Genomic DNA, 16,539 nt, shown 5'->3' on the forward strand with positions numbered 1-16,539 from the left:
ATGTATCGGGTGACGCTGGCGGGGCCAGACGATTTTGAGGGCTGGCGCGACGCCGCCCGCACGCTGGCTCTCGCCACCGGTCCCGCCGACGCCATCCTGTGGGATGTTGCGGGCAGCGCTGCGCCCGACCTGTTCGGCAGCGATGCGACGCCCCTGCCCGCCACCCCGGCGAACGCAGCCTTTCCCGTGCCGCGCGCCTTCGTCGAACTGGCGCGCAGCGCGATCCTGCATCGCGATCCCGCCCGCTTCGCGCTGCTCTACAGCCTGTTGCTGGCGGTGCGTGCTCGGCCGGGCCGGATGGACGACCGCGCTGACCCGCTGCTGCGCCGGGTCGAGGATCTGGCCAAGGCGGTGCGGCGCGATATCCACAAGATGCGCGCCTTCGTCCGCTTCCGCGAACTGGATGAAGGCGACGGCCCGCGCTTCATCGCCTGGTTCGAGCCCGACCATCATATCGTCCGCGCCAATGCCGGCTTCTTCACCCGCCGCTTCGCGTCGATGCGCTGGTCGATCCTCACGCCGGAAATCAGCATCCATTGGGATGGCGAGACATTGACCGAGGGGCCGGGTGCGCAACGCGGCGACGCTCCGGCGGACGATCCCGTCGAGGATGTGTGGAAGGGCTATTATGCCGCCATCTTCAACCCCGCCCGGCTCAAGACCGGGGCGATGCTGTCGGAAATGCCGCGCAAATATTGGCGCAACCTGCCCGAAGCCGCCCTTATCCCCGATCTCGTCGCCAGCGCCCAGGCGCGCGAGGCGGCGATGATCGCCACCGCCCCGCGCCCCGCAGCCCGCACCGGCAATAGCCGCGCCGCCTGGCAGGCACTGCGCGACGAGGCCATGGCCTGCACCCGCTGCCCCTTACACGGGCCAGCCACGCAGACCGTGTTCGGCGAAGGCCCGCTTGACGCACCCCTGCTCTTCATCGGCGAACAGCCCGGCGATCAGGAGGATCTGGCCGGCCGCCCCTTTGTCGGCCCCGCCGGGCAATTGTTCGACGCGGCGCTGGCCGAGGCCGGTGTCGATCGAGCACGCGCCTATGTCACCAACGCCGTCAAGCATTTCAAATATGAACAGCGCGGCAAGCGCCGCATTCACCAGACGCCGGACGTGCCGGAGATCAAGGCCTGCCGCTGGTGGCTGGAGCAGGAACTGGACCTCATCCGCCCGCGCATCATCGTCGCCCTGGGCGCCACCGCCGCCCGCGCCCTGCTGGGGAAGCCGGTAACGATCAGTCAGATGCGCGGCCGCCCGATACCGCTCGATGATGGCGCCGAAGCCTGGATTACCGTCCACCCCAGCTATTTGCTGCGCTTGCCCGATCCCGATCGGCAGGCGCAGGAACAGGCGCGCTTCGTCGCCGATCTGCGACTCGTCGGCGAACGGCTTGCCGTCCGTGCCTGATATAAATGCGTTGACGGCCGGCTCGCTGCGCGCGACGCTGCCCCCATCAAATTAAACAGGGGGTTACATGATCTGGGGGAAGGCAGCGGCGCTGGCCGCATGCAGCATGGCGGCGCTGGTCGCGGTGTCGGCGCCGGCCGTAATGGCCAAGGATGTCGTGGTCCATGCCGGACGGATGATCGACGGCACCGGCGCCGCCGCGCGCGAGAAAGTGTCGATCCTGATCCATGACGATCGCATCACCGCGATCCAGTCCGGCTTCGTCACGCCCACCGGCGCGGAGGTGATCGACCTGTCGGCCAAGACCGTGCTGCCCGGCCTGATCGATACCCATGACCATATCACCGCCGGCTGGCACAGCGGCGACCCGATCCGCAACGCGGTGACGCGCAGCGCCTATGAGGATGCGATCGAGGCGACCGGCTTCGTGCGCAATACGCTGCTCGCCGGCTTCACCTCGGTCCGTGACTGCGGCGCCGATACCCAGGTGATCGTCGCGCTCAAGAAATCGATCGACGGCGCCGTCATCCCCGGCCCGCGCCTGTGGGTGGCAGGCACGCCGCTCGGCCCGACCGGCGGCCATGGCGACGCGGTCAACGGCCTGCGCGTCGAATTTGCCGACATTCCCCACATCAGCGACAATGTGATCGACAGCCCGGAAGCCGCCCGCATCGCCGTGCGCCGGCTGAAGCGCGAGGGCGCGGACCTTATCAAGATCATGCCCTCGGGCGGGGTCATGTCGATCGGCGATGATCCCAAGCATCAGTTGATGACCGACGAGGAGATCAAGGCGGTGATCGACACCGCCCATAGCCTGGGCATGAAGGTCGCGGCCCATGCCCATGGCAAGGAGGCGATCGACCACACGATAGCGCTGGGCGTCGATTCGATCGAGCATGGCTCCTATGCCGACGCCGGCAGCTACAAGATCTTCAAGCAATATGGCGCCTATCTGGTGCCGACCATGCTGGTGGGCGAGCGCGTCTATCAGCGCGCCAGGGAACATCCCGAACAGCTCAATCCCTCGACCGCCGAAAAGGCATTGGTGATCGGCCCGCTGCTACAGAAGAATCTGCGCGATGCCTATGCCGCCGGGGTCAAGATCGCCTTCGGCACCGACACGTTCGGCCTGTCCGACCATGGCGAAAATGCCCAGGAATTCGCGCTGATGGTGCGCGCGGGCATGCCGGCGATGGAGGCGATCAAGGCCGCCACCGCCAATGCCGCCGACCTGTTGGGCAGCGCCGATGTCGGCACGTTGCAGGCCGGCCGCTATGCCGACCTGATCGCGGTCGATGGTGACCCGCTGGCCGATGTCCGCCAGCTCGAAAAGGTCGGCTTCGTGATGAAGGGCGGCGCCGTGGTCAAGGCCGACGGCAAGCCGATGATCTGACCGGCCTTGGGGCTGGCGTCAGACCAGCCCCAGCCGCGCCAGTTCGTTCAGCATGGCGGGCGGCATCGCTTCCAGATCGTCCGCCTCGCCGCCGCCCAGATCGGGCGGCGCATCCTTGTCCTCCAGATAGCGCCAGCCCTGATGCGCGCGCTTGGGGGCCGTCCGCACCGGGATCAGCCGTGGCGCCAGCCGGATCCAGTAGCGCCCCTGCCCGGTCTCCTGAAAGCCCAGGATCGGACTGCGGCCGACCAGCGCATGGCCGTGAATCCAGTAGAGCGATCCGCCATCCATCTCCTCCAGCCGCTTGGGCAGATAGCGGGTGGTCAGGCGCGCCTCGTCCGCATGGCTTTCCAGCCAGGCCTTGAGGGTCGCGGGGCTTTCGCTCTGGAAGGCGATCTTGGTCAGGTGCAGCGGCATTGGCGTCTAGATGGGGCGGCGGTTCAGCCGGTCAATCCCGCCGCCGTGGCCAGCCCCAGAAAAGCGAAGAAGCCCATCGAGTCCGTGATCATGGTGACGAAGATGGAGGATGCCACCGCCGGGTCGAGGTTCATCCGGTCGAACGCCAACGGCACCGCTGCGCCGGCGAGGCCAGCGGTCACGATATTGGTCATCATCGCTGCGGCAATGACGCCGCCCAGCTGGACATTGTGGAACACCAGCCCCACGCCCAGTCCCAGCACCAGCGCCACGGTGCAGCCATTGAGCAATGCCACGCGAATTTCGCGCAATATGGTACGGCGGGCGTTCGATCCGGTAATCTGGTTGGTGGCAAGCGCGCGTACCGTCACCGCCATGGTCTGGCTGCCGGCATTACCGCCCACCCCCGCGACGATCGGCATCAGCGTCGCGAGCGCCACCATCTTCTCGATCGTATGCTCGAAAATGCCGATGATGGTCGACGCCACCAACGCGGTCAGCAAGTTGGTCAGCAGCCAGCGCACACGCGCGCGGTAGCTGTCCATCACCGGCTCGTTGATGTCGCCTTCGCCCGCACCCGACAGGCGGAGGATATCCTCGCCCGCTTCCTCGGAAATGATGTGGACGATGTCGTCGACCGTGATCATGCCGACCAGCCGGCCGCTGCCATCGACCACGGCGGCGGAGATCAGCGCATATTTCTGGAAGCGCAGCGCCACCTCTTCCTGGTCCATGTCGACCGGGATCAGCGTCTGCTCGCGCTTCATCAGGTCAGCCATGGCAATGTCGCGCGGACAGGTCAGTACCCAGCTCAGCTGACAGGTGCCGATCGGCTTATGGCCTTCATCGACGACGAAGATTTCCCAGAAGTCGCGGGTCAGGTCGCCATTGTCGCGCAGATAGTCGATCACCTGGCCGACCGTCATATGCTCGGGCACCGCGACCAGGTCGCGCTGCATCAGGCGACCGGCGGATTCTTCGGGATAAGCGAGCGCAGACTCGATCGCGGCGCGATCTTCCGGCTCCATCGCCTCCAGCACCGCCTGCTGGTCGGCTTCCTCCATGTCCTCAATAATCGCGACGGCATCGTCGGTATCGAGTTCGGAGGCGAATTCGGCGACCTGCTCGGGCGCCAGCGCGCCGATCAGGTCGTCGCGCACATAATCATTGAGTTCGGACAGAACCTCCGCGCCGACCAGGTCGCCCAGCGCAGCGGCCACTTCGCCACGCTGCTCGGCGGGCGTCAGTTCCAGAAGGTCGGCAATGTCGGCGGGATGCAGCGGCGAGACCAGCTCGCGCGCATGGTCGATGTCGCCTTCGTCCACCGCATCCAGCACGGCGGACAGGAATTCGGGCTTCAGCCGGTCATCCTCGTCCAGGCTCGACTCGACCTGCTCCATACCGGCCGAGATCAGACTCTCGTCAGCAAGTTCCTCGTGCGGCCGCGGCTCGGCCAAATCGCCACGTTCGGTCATGGCGCGCGCAACTGTCCGGTTCCTGTAACATTCCGATGCTTTCGCCGATGCACAATATAATTGCAATGGGCTTGGACGCGCTTTGGCAACAGATGGGGCAGGCTTTGCCAAACAGCTGCTTCCATCCCCATCGCAAGCCTCTATATGAGGCGATCAACGCCTTCCCCAATGAGAGGATCTTTCATGGCCGACGAAACCCTTACCCTTTCCCTCGACAGCGGCGGCGACGTCGTGATCAAGCTGCGCCCCGATCTGGCGCCCGGCCATGTCGAACGCATCACCACCCTCGCCAAGGACGGCTTCTATGACGGCGTGGTCTTCCACCGCGTCATCCCCGGCTTCATGGCGCAGGGCGGCGATCCGACCGGCACCGGCATGGGCGGTTCCAAGCTGCCCGACATCAAGGCCGAATTCAGCCGCGAACCGCATGTCCGCGGCGTGTGCTCGATGGCCCGCGCGATGAACCCGAACAGCGCCAACAGCCAGTTCTTCATCTGCTTCGACGACGCTACCTTCCTCGACGGCCAGTATACCGTCTGGGGCGAAGTCACCTCGGGCATGGAACATGTCGATGCGCTGCCCAAGGGCGAGCCGCCCAAGACGCCGGGCAAGATCGTCAAGGCGACCGTCGCCTAAGCGACATATAGCCCAAGCCGTCGCCAGTCCCTCATGGGCACTGGCCGCAGGCGCAGTCCCGACACCGGTGCGGCCCCGCCGCACCGGTGTCAGCGTTTCCGGGCAAGTCCGTCGGTGGCGGAAATCAGCTGCGCCGTCTGGGTTGCATTTTCCGCTTCATCGGCTGGCGGCGCGACATAGGCGCCGATCGATTCGATATGCCAGCGCCGTGCTGCCTCGCTCGCGCCCGGCACGTCATCGACCCGGCGCAGAACCACCTGGCGCAGCCGATACCAGGGCCTGCCGTTCGCCTTCAGCCGGCCATAGACCTGCACCGGCACCGTCACGAAGCTCGATCCTGCCGCACCTTCGGGTTCGGCCGGACTGCCAATATTGGCATGGATTTCGCCGAAGCCGCGAAAGCGCGCGGCGAAATGCGCATCATCCTGTGCCCCGATCGCGCTCTTCTCGTCCCACAAATCCTGCGCGTCGCTGAAGCGTTTTTCCTCCAGCAGACCATAATAGCCCTGTACCACCTGGGCAGCGCCCTGCGCGCTGTCGGGATCGATCGCGCCCTCCTCGGCCGGCGCCGGTTCCACCGGCAAACCGCCAGGCGTACCAGGCGCAGGCGGCGCCAGCGGCTCCATCAGCGCCTGTGCTTCGGCCCGGACATTATTCTCCACCTGGCTGGCATTGGCGCCATTGGCCAGATTGTCGATCGCACTCTCCTCCCGCCCGTCACAGGCGGTCAGACTCACCAGGCCCAGTAACAATGCGGCGCCAGCCATCCCCCTCATAAACGTCTCCCGCATCAATTGGGCCGGGTCCGAACCGGTTCGCGGCCACCGCCCCTTGTACCACCCTCCGCCCGCATGCGCGGCGCCGGTCGGGCACTGCCGCCCATGTCGCGCGGCGGGCGGCTTGCCTGGGGTGGGCGCTGACCGGGCTGCGGCACATAGCGCTGGTCTCCACCGCTGGCGCCTGGCGTCGGACGCCCGCGACCAGGCGTATCATTGCCGCGCGGCGGGCGTGGGCGGGTCCAATTGCCATCATTGGGACGACCATCGCCGCCATTCCAGCCCGGACGACCGCCACCGGGACGTCCGTCGCCCGGGCGATCGCCATCAGGACGTCCATCACCGGGCCGATCCCAGCCCGGTCGTCCATTGCCCGGTCGCCCGTCACCGGGACGACCATTGCCCGGACGCTCCTTGCGACGCGCCTCCCAATAACGACGCTGGCCGTCGTTCCAGCGATGCCGGGCGCCGCCACGATCGTACACATAATAACCGCTGCCCGGATAATAATAATCATTGTACCAGCCGCCATAGGCGCCCGGCGCATAGCCATAAGGCCCATAATAGCCATCGCCATAATAGCCGCCGCCGCCATAATAGCCGGTACCGACGCTCACGCCGCCATAGCCATAGCCGTCATCATAGGCGCAGCCCCCCAGGGCTATCACGCTCGCGAGACCAAGCGCAGCCAGGAATCGCGATCCAGTCCGCTTCATTGCCTGTCTCCTCATACCATTCATGCCCTTGGCTAACGCGTCCCGGTTGAATTGGTGGTGAATGAAAAACGGTTCAAGAGCAGGGGTTTATTCCCCGTTCAGAAAAGCACCTCTTCGTTCATTCCAGTGACAGAAACCGTGTCAATTCCAACACATAATCGCCACCTGACGAATATTTCGCATCTTGTTCAGGAAACCTTCCGGCGGGCCTGTTCATTGATTGCCCATGTCCTCGCAGACGCTTGCAGCGCCCAGGGCATACCGGCGGGTCCACACCCCGGTTATTTTTCAGAAACAGATAAAGGGTCACCCCATGAAGACACTGCTTCTCACGGCAGTTGCTGCCGCCGCTCTGTTGCCTGCCGCCGCGATGGCGCAGGACGACGCCGGCTCCACCCGCCGCATCGAACCCTATGTCGGCGTGATGGCGGGCGTGCATAATTATGACAGCGAGACCAGCAAGGAAGGCATTCCGCCTGTCGGTTACAAGGGCCGCATGGTCGAAGGCGTCGCAGGCGTGAACTACAATATTGCCGGCCCGGTCGTACTGGGTGTCGAGGGCACGGCATCCAAGGGCGTGAGCGGCGACATCGATTGGGAATATGGCGCGGCAGGCCGTGTCGGCGTGAAAGCTGGCAAGGACAGCATGTTCTTCGGCAAGGTCGGCTATCAGTGGACCAATTTCGATGCGCTGGGCAAGGATAGCCGCGACTATCACGGCATGACCTATGGCGCTGGCGTCGAACTGTCGCCGGCCGACCTGGGCAGTTCGGCCGCGCGCAGCAACGTCCGTCTGCGCGTCCAAGCCGACACCACCGGCAATTTCCATTCGATCCGCCCGATGGCGGGCATGGTCCTAAAATATTGACGCAATCGGGCCGCTGACGGAATTCCGCCAGCGGCCCGTCATGGCCACCTCTCCCGAGGGAGAGATGGGTGCGGGACGGTCGGAAGGACTGCAGGATCGTCCCGCACTATTCTTCAGGCCGTCATATCCAGGACGATCCGCCCCTCGATCTGGCCCTTGTGCATCCGCTCAAACACCTGGTTGATATCCTCCAGTCTTGCGGTCTCGATAGTCGCTCTGACCTTGCCTTCGGCCGCGAAGTCGATCGACTCCTGCAGGTCGAGCCGGGTGCCAACGATCGATCCGCGCACGGTGATGCCGTTCAGCACCATGCCGAAGATGTTGAGCGGAAAATCGCCGGGCGGCAGGCCGTTGAGCGACACCGTTCCCCCGCGCGCGACCATGCCGATCGCCTGCTCGAACGCCTTCTCGCTGACCGCCGTCACCAGCACGCCATTGACGCCGCCGCCGGTTTCCTTGCGGATCACCGCCGCCGGATCCTCGTTACGAGCATTCACCGTGACCGTCGCACCCAGCCGCCGGGCCAGATCGAGCTTGGCATCGTCGACGTCGACTGCCGCGACATTCAGGCCCATGGCAACGGCATATTGCACCGCCATATGGCCAAGGCCACCAATGCCGCTGATCGCGACGAAATCGCCCGGCTTGGTGTCGGTTACCTTGAGCCCCTTGTAGACGGTGACGCCTGCGCACAGCACCGGCGCAATTTCCTGGAAGCCCAGATTGGCCGGCAAATGGCCGACATAATTGGGGTCGGCGATCACATAGTCGGCAAAGCCGCCATTGACCGAATAACCGGTATTGAGCTGCTGCTCGCACAATGTCTCCCAGCCGCCCAGGCAATGCACGCAATGGCCGCAAGCGGTATAGAGCCAGGGCACGCCGACGCGGTCGCCTTCCTTCACATGCTTCACCCCGGCGCCCACCTGCGATACGAAGCCAACGCCCTCATGACCGGGAATGAAGGGAGGATTGGGCTTCACCGGCCAGTCACCCTCGGCCGCATGAAGATCGGTATGACAGACGCCCGACGCCTGGATCGCCACCTGGATCTGGCCCGGCCCGACTTCGGGGACCGGCACCTCGTCAATGGTGAGCGGCTTGCCGAATTCGCGCACCACGGCGGCTTTCATGGTCTTGGCCATCATTCACTCCTTGTACGAGAGGGGGAGGTCTCAACGGAGGCAGCAGGAATGGCGGAGGACGGATTGCAGATAGGGGGCATCGTCTCGCACGCCGGTTGGACGGAGGCTGTGGTTCGCCGAAGCGCCCAACCTTGCGGGCGTTTGCGCCGATCGACAATCGACTAGCGGGAGTTCCGACCGGTCCATGGCACCTCCAACGCGCACCATTGTCCTCGGTGAAAAGCTTGTCAAATGAGACCAAAGGCTTGGATGCTATGATGGACCCACTCTGGCATCCTTGGCCGACCAAATTACCCTATCGGATGCCCCATGTTAGAAGGCACGGCGCCGCACCGATTTATATTCGATAATGTCGACCCATTGACATAAAATGTCAAAATATACGGAAAATATGCGATATTAGCGGTGAAAATCTAACGGAGCGGCCGGTGCCCCCGCCCGCTCCGTGACATCGCCATTCAGCCGCTGTTGCGTAGCGCGGTCGCGATCGCGTTGATCGAAAGCTCGATGCCTTCCTTGATCCGGGCGTCATCCTCGCCGGCGCGATAGCGCTTGAGCAGTTCGACCTGCAACAGGTTGAGCGGCTCGATATAGGGCAGGCGCAGCCGGATCGACGTCTCGGTAGCAGGACTCTTTTCCAGCAGGCGCGACTGGCCGGTGGCGGCGAGCAGCCCATCATGGGTCAGCGACCAGCCTTCGCGGATGCGACCGAACAGCGTTTCCGCCTGTGCCTGGTCCTCGACCAGCGGCAGATAGCGTGCCGCGATGCCCAGGTCAGACTTGGCCAGCACCATCTCCAGATTGGCGAGCGCCGATTGCAGGAAAGACCAATGCTGCGCCATGTCGGCGAGCAGCGCCTTGTCCTCGAACGCGGCGATCGCATGGCCAAAGCCGTACCAACCCGGCAGCATGACGCGGGCCTGCGCCCAGCTGAACACCCAGGGAATGGCGCGCAGATCCTCGATCGCGGTGCTCTTGGTCCGGCTCGCCGGGCGCGATCCGATCTTGAGACCGGAAATTTCCTGGATTGGCGTCAGCTGACGGAAAAATTCCTTGAACCCCTCGGTCCCGTAAACCAGGTCGCGATAGGCGGTGAAGGCGTTTTTCGACAGTTCATCCATCGCCGCGGCAAAGCGGGCGGCATCCTTCGCCGACACGCCCTCGGGTTCCAGGCTGGCCAGCAGGGTCGCGCTGGTCATCGCTTCCAGATTGGTCATCGCCACGTCGCGCGTGCCGAACTTGGCGGCGATCACCTCGCCCTGTTCGGTGATGCGGATGCGCCCCTGAACACTGCCCTTGGGCTGGGCCTGAATCGCCTTGAAGGCCGATCCGCCGCCGCGCCCGACCGCACCGCCGCGCCCGTGGAACAACTGCATCGCCGCGCCGGCCTCGGCAAAGACCGGCTCCAACGCCTGGCTCGCCTTGTAGAGGCTCCAGGTCGAGGTGATGTAGCCGCCATCCTTGTTGCTGTCGGAATAGCCGATCATCACTTCCTGATGGCCACGCGCCTGCACGACCCCGGCGATTTCGGGCAGGCCGAAATAGGCAGTCATGATCTTGGGCGCAGCCTCAAGGTCGCCGATCGTCTCGAACAGCGGGATCGACATGATCGCCGCCTTGGCCGGGCTGCCATTTTCCGGCGCGCGCCACAGCCCCGCTTCCTTGAGCAGGATATTGACCTCCAGCATGTCGGACACGCTTTCGGCCTTGGAAATGATATAATGGGTGATGCACTGCGGCCCATAGGTCCGGTGCGCCTCCGCCGCGGCATGGACGATCGCCAGCTCCGACGCCGTCTCCTCCGAATATTCGGCAAAGCGCGTGCCGAGCGGCCGGTTGGTCGCCAGTTCCTTACGCAACAGGGCGATGCGGGCAAACTCGTCCAGCCCGGCATAATCGGCCTCGACACCGGCAACCTTCAGCAGTTCGGCAACGACGCGCTGATGCACGTCGCTATTCTGCCGCATGTCGAGCGTCGCGAGATGGAATCCGAAGGTTTCGACCGCGCGGATCAGCCGGCCGAGCGCGCCACCGGACGACAGCGCGCCATCGCCCTCGCTTGCCAGCCCCTGCGCCACGGTGACGAGATCGCGGCGGAAATCGCCCGGCGCAACATAGGCTTCGCCCTTCAGCGTCGCCGGACGCGGCGGCGCCTTGCCGATCAGCGCGGCATAAGTAGCCGCGAGCCGGGCATAAATACCGGAAATGGCCCGGCGATAGGGTTCGTCCTGTCGGCTGGGCGAGGCATCTCCGCTGGCTTCGGCCAGATCCAGCACCGCCTGCGGCACATGGGCCAGTTCGGTCGAGACCGACAATTCGCCACCCAGCGCGTGGATCGACTCCATATAATAGGCCAAAGCCGCCTCGCAGCCGCGGCCCAGCGCCGAACGTAGCTGCGGCGCCTGGACGAAGGGGTTTCCGTCGCGGTCGCCGCCGATCCAGTTGCCGACCCGCAGGAAGCTCTGCGGCCGTGCGCCCAGCACCCGTTCCCACCGGCCATAAAGCGCCGGCAGCGTCGGCAGGAAGATGTCGCGGAAATAGGTCAGGACATTGTCGATCTCGTCCTGCACGAACAGCTTTTCGCGGCGCAGCGGTCGCGTCTGCCACAGCAGCGCGATCTGGCGGAAAATCGCCTCGTCCAGATTTTCGCCATCGACCGTCTCGGTCCGCCCGGCATCCTTTAGCAGCATCAGGTCGGCGATGCGATTCTTGTGATCGATCATGCTCTTGCGCCGCACCTCGGTCGGGTGGGCGGTCAGCACCGGCACGATCAGGCTGTGCGACAGCAATTCCAGCACCGCATCCTTGCCGATGCCATGTGATTCGAGCTTGGCCACGGCGGAGGCGACATCGGCACCGGGTTCCGCCGCCACGCCCTGCCGATCCTCGGCCAGGTTGGCCAGCATCGAGAAGAGCATGAAGCCGCGGGTGAAGTTGAGCGTATCGTCGAGGCTAAGCGCATCGAGCCCCGTATCCGTCAGGTCCGCGCCCTGGAGGCCGCGCGCACGATCGACCGAGGCGGAACGGATATATTCGGTCTGCTTGTAGAGTTTTTCCCCGCCATAGGCCCGAATGACGTCACCCAGCAGTCGGCCAAGATAACGGATGTCGGGATTCTGCGTGATCGCAGGTGCGGAGGGGGAGGAAGCAAGAGTCGCCATGATCGATCGATGCTGCATCGCAACAATCAAACGGTCAAGGATTTACACCGCCAGCGTTGGCAAAGTGCGCGATACAGGTTGCGCGCAGGCCACAGGCTGGGCCAAAGGACGTTCGTGACCGCCAGCATCAGCATAGGAAATGACGGCACGGGCAATCCCGTGTTGGTCGATGTCGAGGAACTTCTTGCCACCCGTCTGCTCGTCCAGGGCAATTCAGGGTCCGGCAAGTCGCATCTCCTGCGCCGCCTGCTGGAGGAAAGCGCGCCGATGGTGCAGCAGGTGGTGATCGACCCGGAGGGCGACTTCGTCACCCTGGCCGACGAATATGGCCATGTCGTGATCGACGCGGGCGACTATAATGAGCGCGAGATCGTCAAGATGGCGGCCCGTATCCGCGAACATCGCGCGTCGGTGGTGCTGAGCCTCGAGTCGCTGGAGCTGGAAGCGCAGATGCGCTGCGCCGCGACCTTCCTGTCGACGCTGTTCGATGCGCCGCGCGACCATTGGTATCCCGCGCTGGTGGTGGTCGACGAGGCGCAGATGTTCGCCCCGGTCGCCGCCGGCGACGTGTCGGACGAGGCCCGGCGCCTGTCGCTTGCCGCCATGACCAACCTGATGTGTCGTGGCCGCAAGCGCGGCCTGGCCGGCGTCATCGCCACCCAGCGCCTGGCCAAGCTGGCCAAGAATGTCGCGGCCGAAGCCTCCAACTTCCTGATGGGCCGTACCTTCCTGGACATCGACATGGCCCGCGCCGCCGACCTGCTGGGCATGGAACGGCGGCAGGCGGAGCAGATCCGCGACCTGGAGCGTGGCCGTTTCCTGGGGCTCGGCCCGGCGATCGCGCGCCGCCCGGTGGCGGTGAAGATCGGTTCGGTCAAGACCGGCACGCGCGGTGGCACCCACAAGCTGATGCCGCCGCCGATCACTACCGGCGAGGATTTTCAGGAATTGCTGTTCGCGCGGGTCGAGGAAGAATCGATGCCGCCGCCCCCGCCCCGCGCCGAACCGCCTGCCCGGCCGGCCGAGGAGATCATGCGCCAACTGGCCGATGTGCCGTCGGCCAAGCCCGCCGCGCCGGAACTGGATTTCGGCGAGAATGAGCCGATCGTGATCGCCGTGCTGGACGAGATCGTCGCGGACCTGGGCGAAGCCGTCCCCAGCGTCGCTGCCCTGTTCCAGGATTTCGGCGTCCGCTGCCGGATGAAGGGGCTGCGCAAGCCGCCGCTCGACCTGCCCGCCTTCCGCAAGCGCTTCGCCATGGCGCTCGCCGGCATGAGCGATTCGGCCGACCCGCGCTGGGAAGAACCGATCCGCGCCGCCGATCCGGTGCCCGAAGATATGCTGGCGCCCTTCCTGTTGATCGCCCGCGCGGCGATGGAGGGCGAACCCTGCCCCGAGGACACCGTGCTGGCCCGTGCCTATGGCACCAGCTCCCCCGGCCGTGTGCGCAGGCTGATCGAATATATGGAGAAATTGGGCGTGATCGTGGCGCGCACCGATTTCGGTGGGCGCCGCTCGATCGGCATCCCGGCGCTCGGCCTCAGCACGGCGGCCGCCGAATGATGCAGGCGTCGGTCCTGTTCGTCTGCCTCGGCAATATCTGTCGCTCCCCGCTTGCCGAAGCCGCGCTGCGGGCGGAGGCCGAACAGGCCGGGCTGGACATAGTGGTGGATTCGGCCGGCACCGGCGACTGGCATGTCGGCGATGCGCCCGATCCGCGCGCGCAGGCGGTGGCGCGGCGCCATGGCATCGACATCAGCTTCTATCGCGGGCGGCAGGCGAAGCCGGTGGATTTCCACCGCTTCACCCATATCTTCGCGCTCGACAGCGACAATCTCGCCAATCTGCGCCGCATCCGCCCCGCCGACGGCACCGCCAGCCTGTCTTTGCTGATGGATCTGGTGCCGGGGCGTGAGGGCAGCGGCGTGACCGACCCCTATTATGGCAATGATGCCGGCTTCGACATCACCTGGGACGATGTCATCCGCGCAGCCAAGGCAATCGTGGCCGGGCTTCAGGCCTGACCACTGCCGTAATCAGGCCAGCGTCGTCGCGATCGGCAGGCCCTGCTTCAACGTCAATGTAACCGGCGTCCGCTCGGCAACATCGGCCAGTCGTGCCCGCTGTTCCGCGTCCAGCCCGACGATCGTCAGCGTCCGGTCGATCCGCTTTTCCTCCTTGCCCGACAGGCGCAGCGCGACATCGAGCGATTCAAGCGGCCAGCCCTTCTTCTCCGCATACATGCGCAGCGTAATTGCGGTGCACGCCCCCAGCGCCGCCAGCAGCAGGTCATAGGGCGCGGGGCCGAGATTGGCGCCGCCCAGCGTCTCCGGCTCGTCGGCGGTGATGGCATGACCGCCGACGATGATCTCCGTGCGATATCGGTCCTTGCCGATATGGGCGCTACCCTGGGCCATGATGCTGCTCCTTATACCGGGAGGGGGATGAATTCATGCTCTTCCGGCACCGGGGCGAAGCGCTGGGCCTGCCAGTCGGCCTTTGCCTGCTCGATCCGCTCGGGCGAGGAAGAAACGAAGTTCCAGAAGATATGGCGCTTCTCGGGCAGCGGCTCGCCGCCCATCAGCATCAGCCGGGTCGCCCCCTTGGCGCGCAGGATGATCTCCGCGCCGGGCTTGAACACGATCAGTTCGCCGGTCGCAAAGCCGCCGGTCTGACCGATCACCTCGACTGCGCCCTGCACCACATAGATGGCGCGTTCGACATGCTCGGCCTTGAGTTGGTAGCGGGCGCCGTCCTGCAGCGCGATATCGGCATAGACCATGTCGGAGAAGGTCTTGACCGGCGACACCAGACCGTCGGAGCTGCCGGCGATCAGGGTCAGGCGCGTGCCCGCATCCTCGATCGTCGGGATTTCGTCGGCCTTGTGATGGGCGAAACCCGGATCGACCTCCTCCGCCTGCGTCGGCAGCGCAACCCAGGTCTGCAGGCCAAACAGCTTGCCGCCCTTGGCGCGATTCTCGTCACTGGTGCGCTCGCTATGGACGATGCCGCTGCCCGCGGTCATCCAGTTGACCTCGCCGGGGCGGATCGACTGGACCGATCCGACGCTGTCGCGGTGTAGGATTTCGCCCTCCAGCAGATAGGTGACGGTGGCAAGACCGATATGCGGATGCGGACGCACATCCAGCCCCTCGCCGCTGTTGAAGGTCGCCTCGCCCATCTGGTCGAAGAAGATGAAGGGGCCGACCATGCGGCGATGCGCCGATGGCAGCGCGCGGCGGACCGAGAAGCCATCGCCCAGATCGCGGACCGGGGGCAGGATGACGAGATCGACGCCGTCGACCTCTGAAGTGCGGATGGACATGGGACGGATCCTTTCTGGCGGGTGCGATCAGGCGCCGAGCAGCGCCATCGCCTCGATCTGGGCACGGCTATAGCCTTGTGCGGACAGGGTGGGAATGTGACGTTCGGCGATCCGGCGGGTACGGCCGGATTCGCAGAGAAACTGGCGCACATCGTGCAGATGCGGGGCGAGCGTGACCGGCTGGGCCTTTTTCGGTCCCAGGATCGCGTCGAGCGCATGGCCGATCCGCGAACGGACCGGGCCGGCGGCGGCGGGCTCGCCACAGCCGCAATCGGCAACGGCGCTCAAGGTGGCCTTCACGTCCTGCCATTCGGCGGGGCTGAGGCGCGGGGTGGCGATGTTCAGCATGAGAGGGCTCCCTGTTCGTCTGGACCGTTTCGATGACTTCCTTCTAGCGCGGCGACGCTTTCAGGATCAGCCAGATAAAATCGGCCATTCTGTTCTACATTCTGGAAAAGAAGGAGCGTGTCATCGGCGCCCCTTCCCTTTATCATCAGGCCGCGTCGACCAGCACGATCTCACTATCCTCGATCGCCGTCACGCGGATCACGTCAAGATCGCTGATCGCCACGCCGTCGCGGGCATTGGCACGCACATCATCAATCTGAATCGCCCCGGTCGCCGGCACCAGATAGGCCTTGCGATCCTTGCCGATCGGATATTCGGCGCTCTCGCCGGCCTTCAGCGTCGCGGCAACCACGCGCGCATCGGTGCGGATCGGCAGTGCGTCATTGTCATTCTCATAGCCCGACGCCAGCGTCACGAACTGGCCGCTCCGCTCGCCCTTGGGGAAAGGCCGGGCACCCCAGCTCGGCGCTTCGCCGTCGCGGGTCGGGATGATCCAGATCTGGAAGATCTTCGTCGTCACATCCTCGCGATTATATTCCGAATGGGTGATGCCGGTGCCGGCCGACATGACCTGCACGTCGCCAGCCTCGGTCCGGCCCTTGTTGCCCAGATTATCCTGGTGGGTGATCGCCCCTTCGCGAACATAGGTGATGATTTCCATGTCGCGATGGGGGTGCGGCGGAAAGCCGGTATTGGGCGCGATCGCGTCGTCATTCCAGACACGCAGATTGCCCCAATGAACGCGGGCAGGATCATGATAGCCCGCGAACGAAAAATGATGCTTGGCATCCAGCCAGCCATGATTGGCGCCGCCCAGGCTGCCGAAGGGACGAAGTTCGATCATCTGATATCTCCTGCGGGCGGCACATCCA

16 protein-coding genes are annotated in these 16,539 nt (G+C 65.1%); 6 read left to right on the forward strand and 10 right to left on the reverse strand.

Features of this window, described 5'->3' with window-relative positions; translation table 11 throughout:
• Both PMI04_RS19525 and PMI04_RS19530 read left to right on the forward strand, forming a co-directional pair.
• A complete protein-coding gene (locus PMI04_RS19525; protein WP_007710212.1) occupies nt 1-1,407 on the forward strand; it encodes a UdgX family uracil-DNA binding protein in 1,407 nt (468 codons plus the stop codon).
• Nucleotides 1,408-1,474: 67 nt separating this feature from the next.
• Nucleotides 1,475-2,800, forward strand: a complete 1,326-nt coding sequence (locus PMI04_RS19530; protein ID WP_007710210.1) for an amidohydrolase family protein — start codon at nt 1,475-1,477, stop codon at nt 2,798-2,800.
• 18 nt (nt 2,801-2,818) lie between these two features.
• On the opposite strand, the gene PMI04_RS19535 is transcribed toward PMI04_RS19530, so the two are convergent.
• Together PMI04_RS19535 and mgtE are read right to left on the reverse strand one after the other, a co-directional pair.
• Nucleotides 2,819-3,217: a DUF1489 domain-containing protein gene (locus tag PMI04_RS19535; RefSeq protein WP_007710206.1), complete on the reverse strand. Its 399-nt coding sequence runs from the start codon at nt 3,215-3,217 to the stop codon at nt 2,819-2,821.
• Nucleotides 3,218-3,240: 23 nt separating this feature from the next.
• Complete coding sequence (mgtE, locus tag PMI04_RS19540; RefSeq protein WP_007710203.1) at nt 3,241-4,692, reverse strand: magnesium transporter; 1,452 nt, start codon at nt 4,690-4,692, stop codon at nt 3,241-3,243.
• Nucleotides 4,693-4,875: 183 nt separating this feature from the next.
• On the opposite strand from mgtE, the gene PMI04_RS19545 reads away from it, so the two are divergent.
• Nucleotides 4,876-5,328: a peptidylprolyl isomerase gene (locus PMI04_RS19545; RefSeq protein ID WP_004208636.1), complete on the forward strand. Its 453-nt coding sequence runs from the start codon at nt 4,876-4,878 to the stop codon at nt 5,326-5,328.
• Between the two features lie 89 nt (nt 5,329-5,417).
• Here PMI04_RS19545 and PMI04_RS19550 read toward each other — a convergent pair whose 3' ends face one another.
• Together PMI04_RS19550 and PMI04_RS19555 are read right to left on the reverse strand one after the other, a co-directional pair.
• Nucleotides 5,418-6,104 carry a hypothetical protein gene (locus PMI04_RS19550; RefSeq protein WP_007710197.1) on the reverse strand — a complete coding sequence of 229 codons (687 nt, stop codon included), beginning with the start codon at nt 6,102-6,104 and terminating at the stop codon, nt 5,418-5,420.
• 14 nt (nt 6,105-6,118) lie between these two features.
• Nucleotides 6,119-6,820 carry a hypothetical protein gene (locus tag PMI04_RS19555; protein ID WP_007710194.1) on the reverse strand — a complete coding sequence of 234 codons (702 nt, stop codon included), beginning with the start codon at nt 6,818-6,820 and terminating at the stop codon, nt 6,119-6,121.
• Nucleotides 6,821-7,133: 313 nt separating this feature from the next.
• Here PMI04_RS19555 and PMI04_RS19560 point away from each other — a divergent pair, with 313 nt between their 5' ends.
• Nucleotides 7,134-7,688: an outer membrane beta-barrel protein gene (locus PMI04_RS19560; protein WP_007710192.1), complete on the forward strand. Its 555-nt coding sequence runs from the start codon at nt 7,134-7,136 to the stop codon at nt 7,686-7,688.
• A gap of 113 nt (nt 7,689-7,801) precedes the next feature.
• Here the strand turns inward: PMI04_RS19560 and adhP are convergent, their stop codons facing one another.
• Complete coding sequence (gene adhP / locus PMI04_RS19565; RefSeq protein ID WP_007710190.1) at nt 7,802-8,833, reverse strand: alcohol dehydrogenase AdhP; 1,032 nt, start codon at nt 8,831-8,833, stop codon at nt 7,802-7,804.
• 458 nt (nt 8,834-9,291) lie between these two features.
• Complete coding sequence (gene ppc / locus PMI04_RS19570; RefSeq protein ID WP_007710188.1) at nt 9,292-11,994, reverse strand: phosphoenolpyruvate carboxylase; 2,703 nt, start codon at nt 11,992-11,994, stop codon at nt 9,292-9,294.
• A 114-nt stretch (nt 11,995-12,108) separates the two neighbouring features.
• Here ppc and PMI04_RS19575 point away from each other — a divergent pair, with 114 nt between their 5' ends.
• Together PMI04_RS19575 and PMI04_RS19580 are read left to right on the forward strand one after the other, a co-directional pair.
• Nucleotides 12,109-13,557, forward strand: coding sequence for an ATP-binding protein (locus tag PMI04_RS19575; protein WP_007710185.1), 1,449 nt, complete (start codon nt 12,109-12,111; stop codon nt 13,555-13,557).
• Nucleotides 13,557-14,018: a low molecular weight protein-tyrosine-phosphatase gene (locus tag PMI04_RS19580; RefSeq protein WP_007710182.1), complete on the forward strand. Its 462-nt coding sequence runs from the start codon at nt 13,557-13,559 to the stop codon at nt 14,016-14,018. Before PMI04_RS19575 ends, PMI04_RS19580 begins: the two co-directional genes overlap by 1 nt.
• A 12-nt stretch (nt 14,019-14,030) precedes the next feature.
• Here PMI04_RS19580 and PMI04_RS19585 read toward each other — a convergent pair whose 3' ends face one another.
• From PMI04_RS19585 to PMI04_RS19600, 4 genes are all read right to left on the reverse strand, one after another.
• A complete protein-coding gene (locus PMI04_RS19585; RefSeq protein WP_007710179.1) occupies nt 14,031-14,411 on the reverse strand; it encodes an OsmC family protein in 381 nt (126 codons plus the stop codon).
• Nucleotides 14,412-14,422: 11 nt separating this feature from the next.
• A complete protein-coding gene (locus PMI04_RS19590) occupies nt 14,423-15,319 on the reverse strand; it encodes a pirin family protein (protein ID WP_007710176.1) in 897 nt (298 codons plus the stop codon).
• Nucleotides 15,320-15,346: 27 nt separating this feature from the next.
• Nucleotides 15,347-15,667, reverse strand: a complete 321-nt coding sequence (locus PMI04_RS19595; RefSeq protein WP_007710173.1) for a hypothetical protein — start codon at nt 15,665-15,667, stop codon at nt 15,347-15,349.
• 145 nt (nt 15,668-15,812) lie between these two features.
• Nucleotides 15,813-16,511, reverse strand: coding sequence for a pirin family protein (locus tag PMI04_RS19600; protein ID WP_007710171.1), 699 nt, complete (start codon nt 16,509-16,511; stop codon nt 15,813-15,815).
• Between the last annotated feature and the right edge of the window lie 28 nt (nt 16,512-16,539).

The organism is Sphingobium sp. AP49 (assembly GCF_000281715.2).
Lineage (GTDB): Bacteria > Pseudomonadota > Alphaproteobacteria > Sphingomonadales > Sphingomonadaceae > Sphingobium.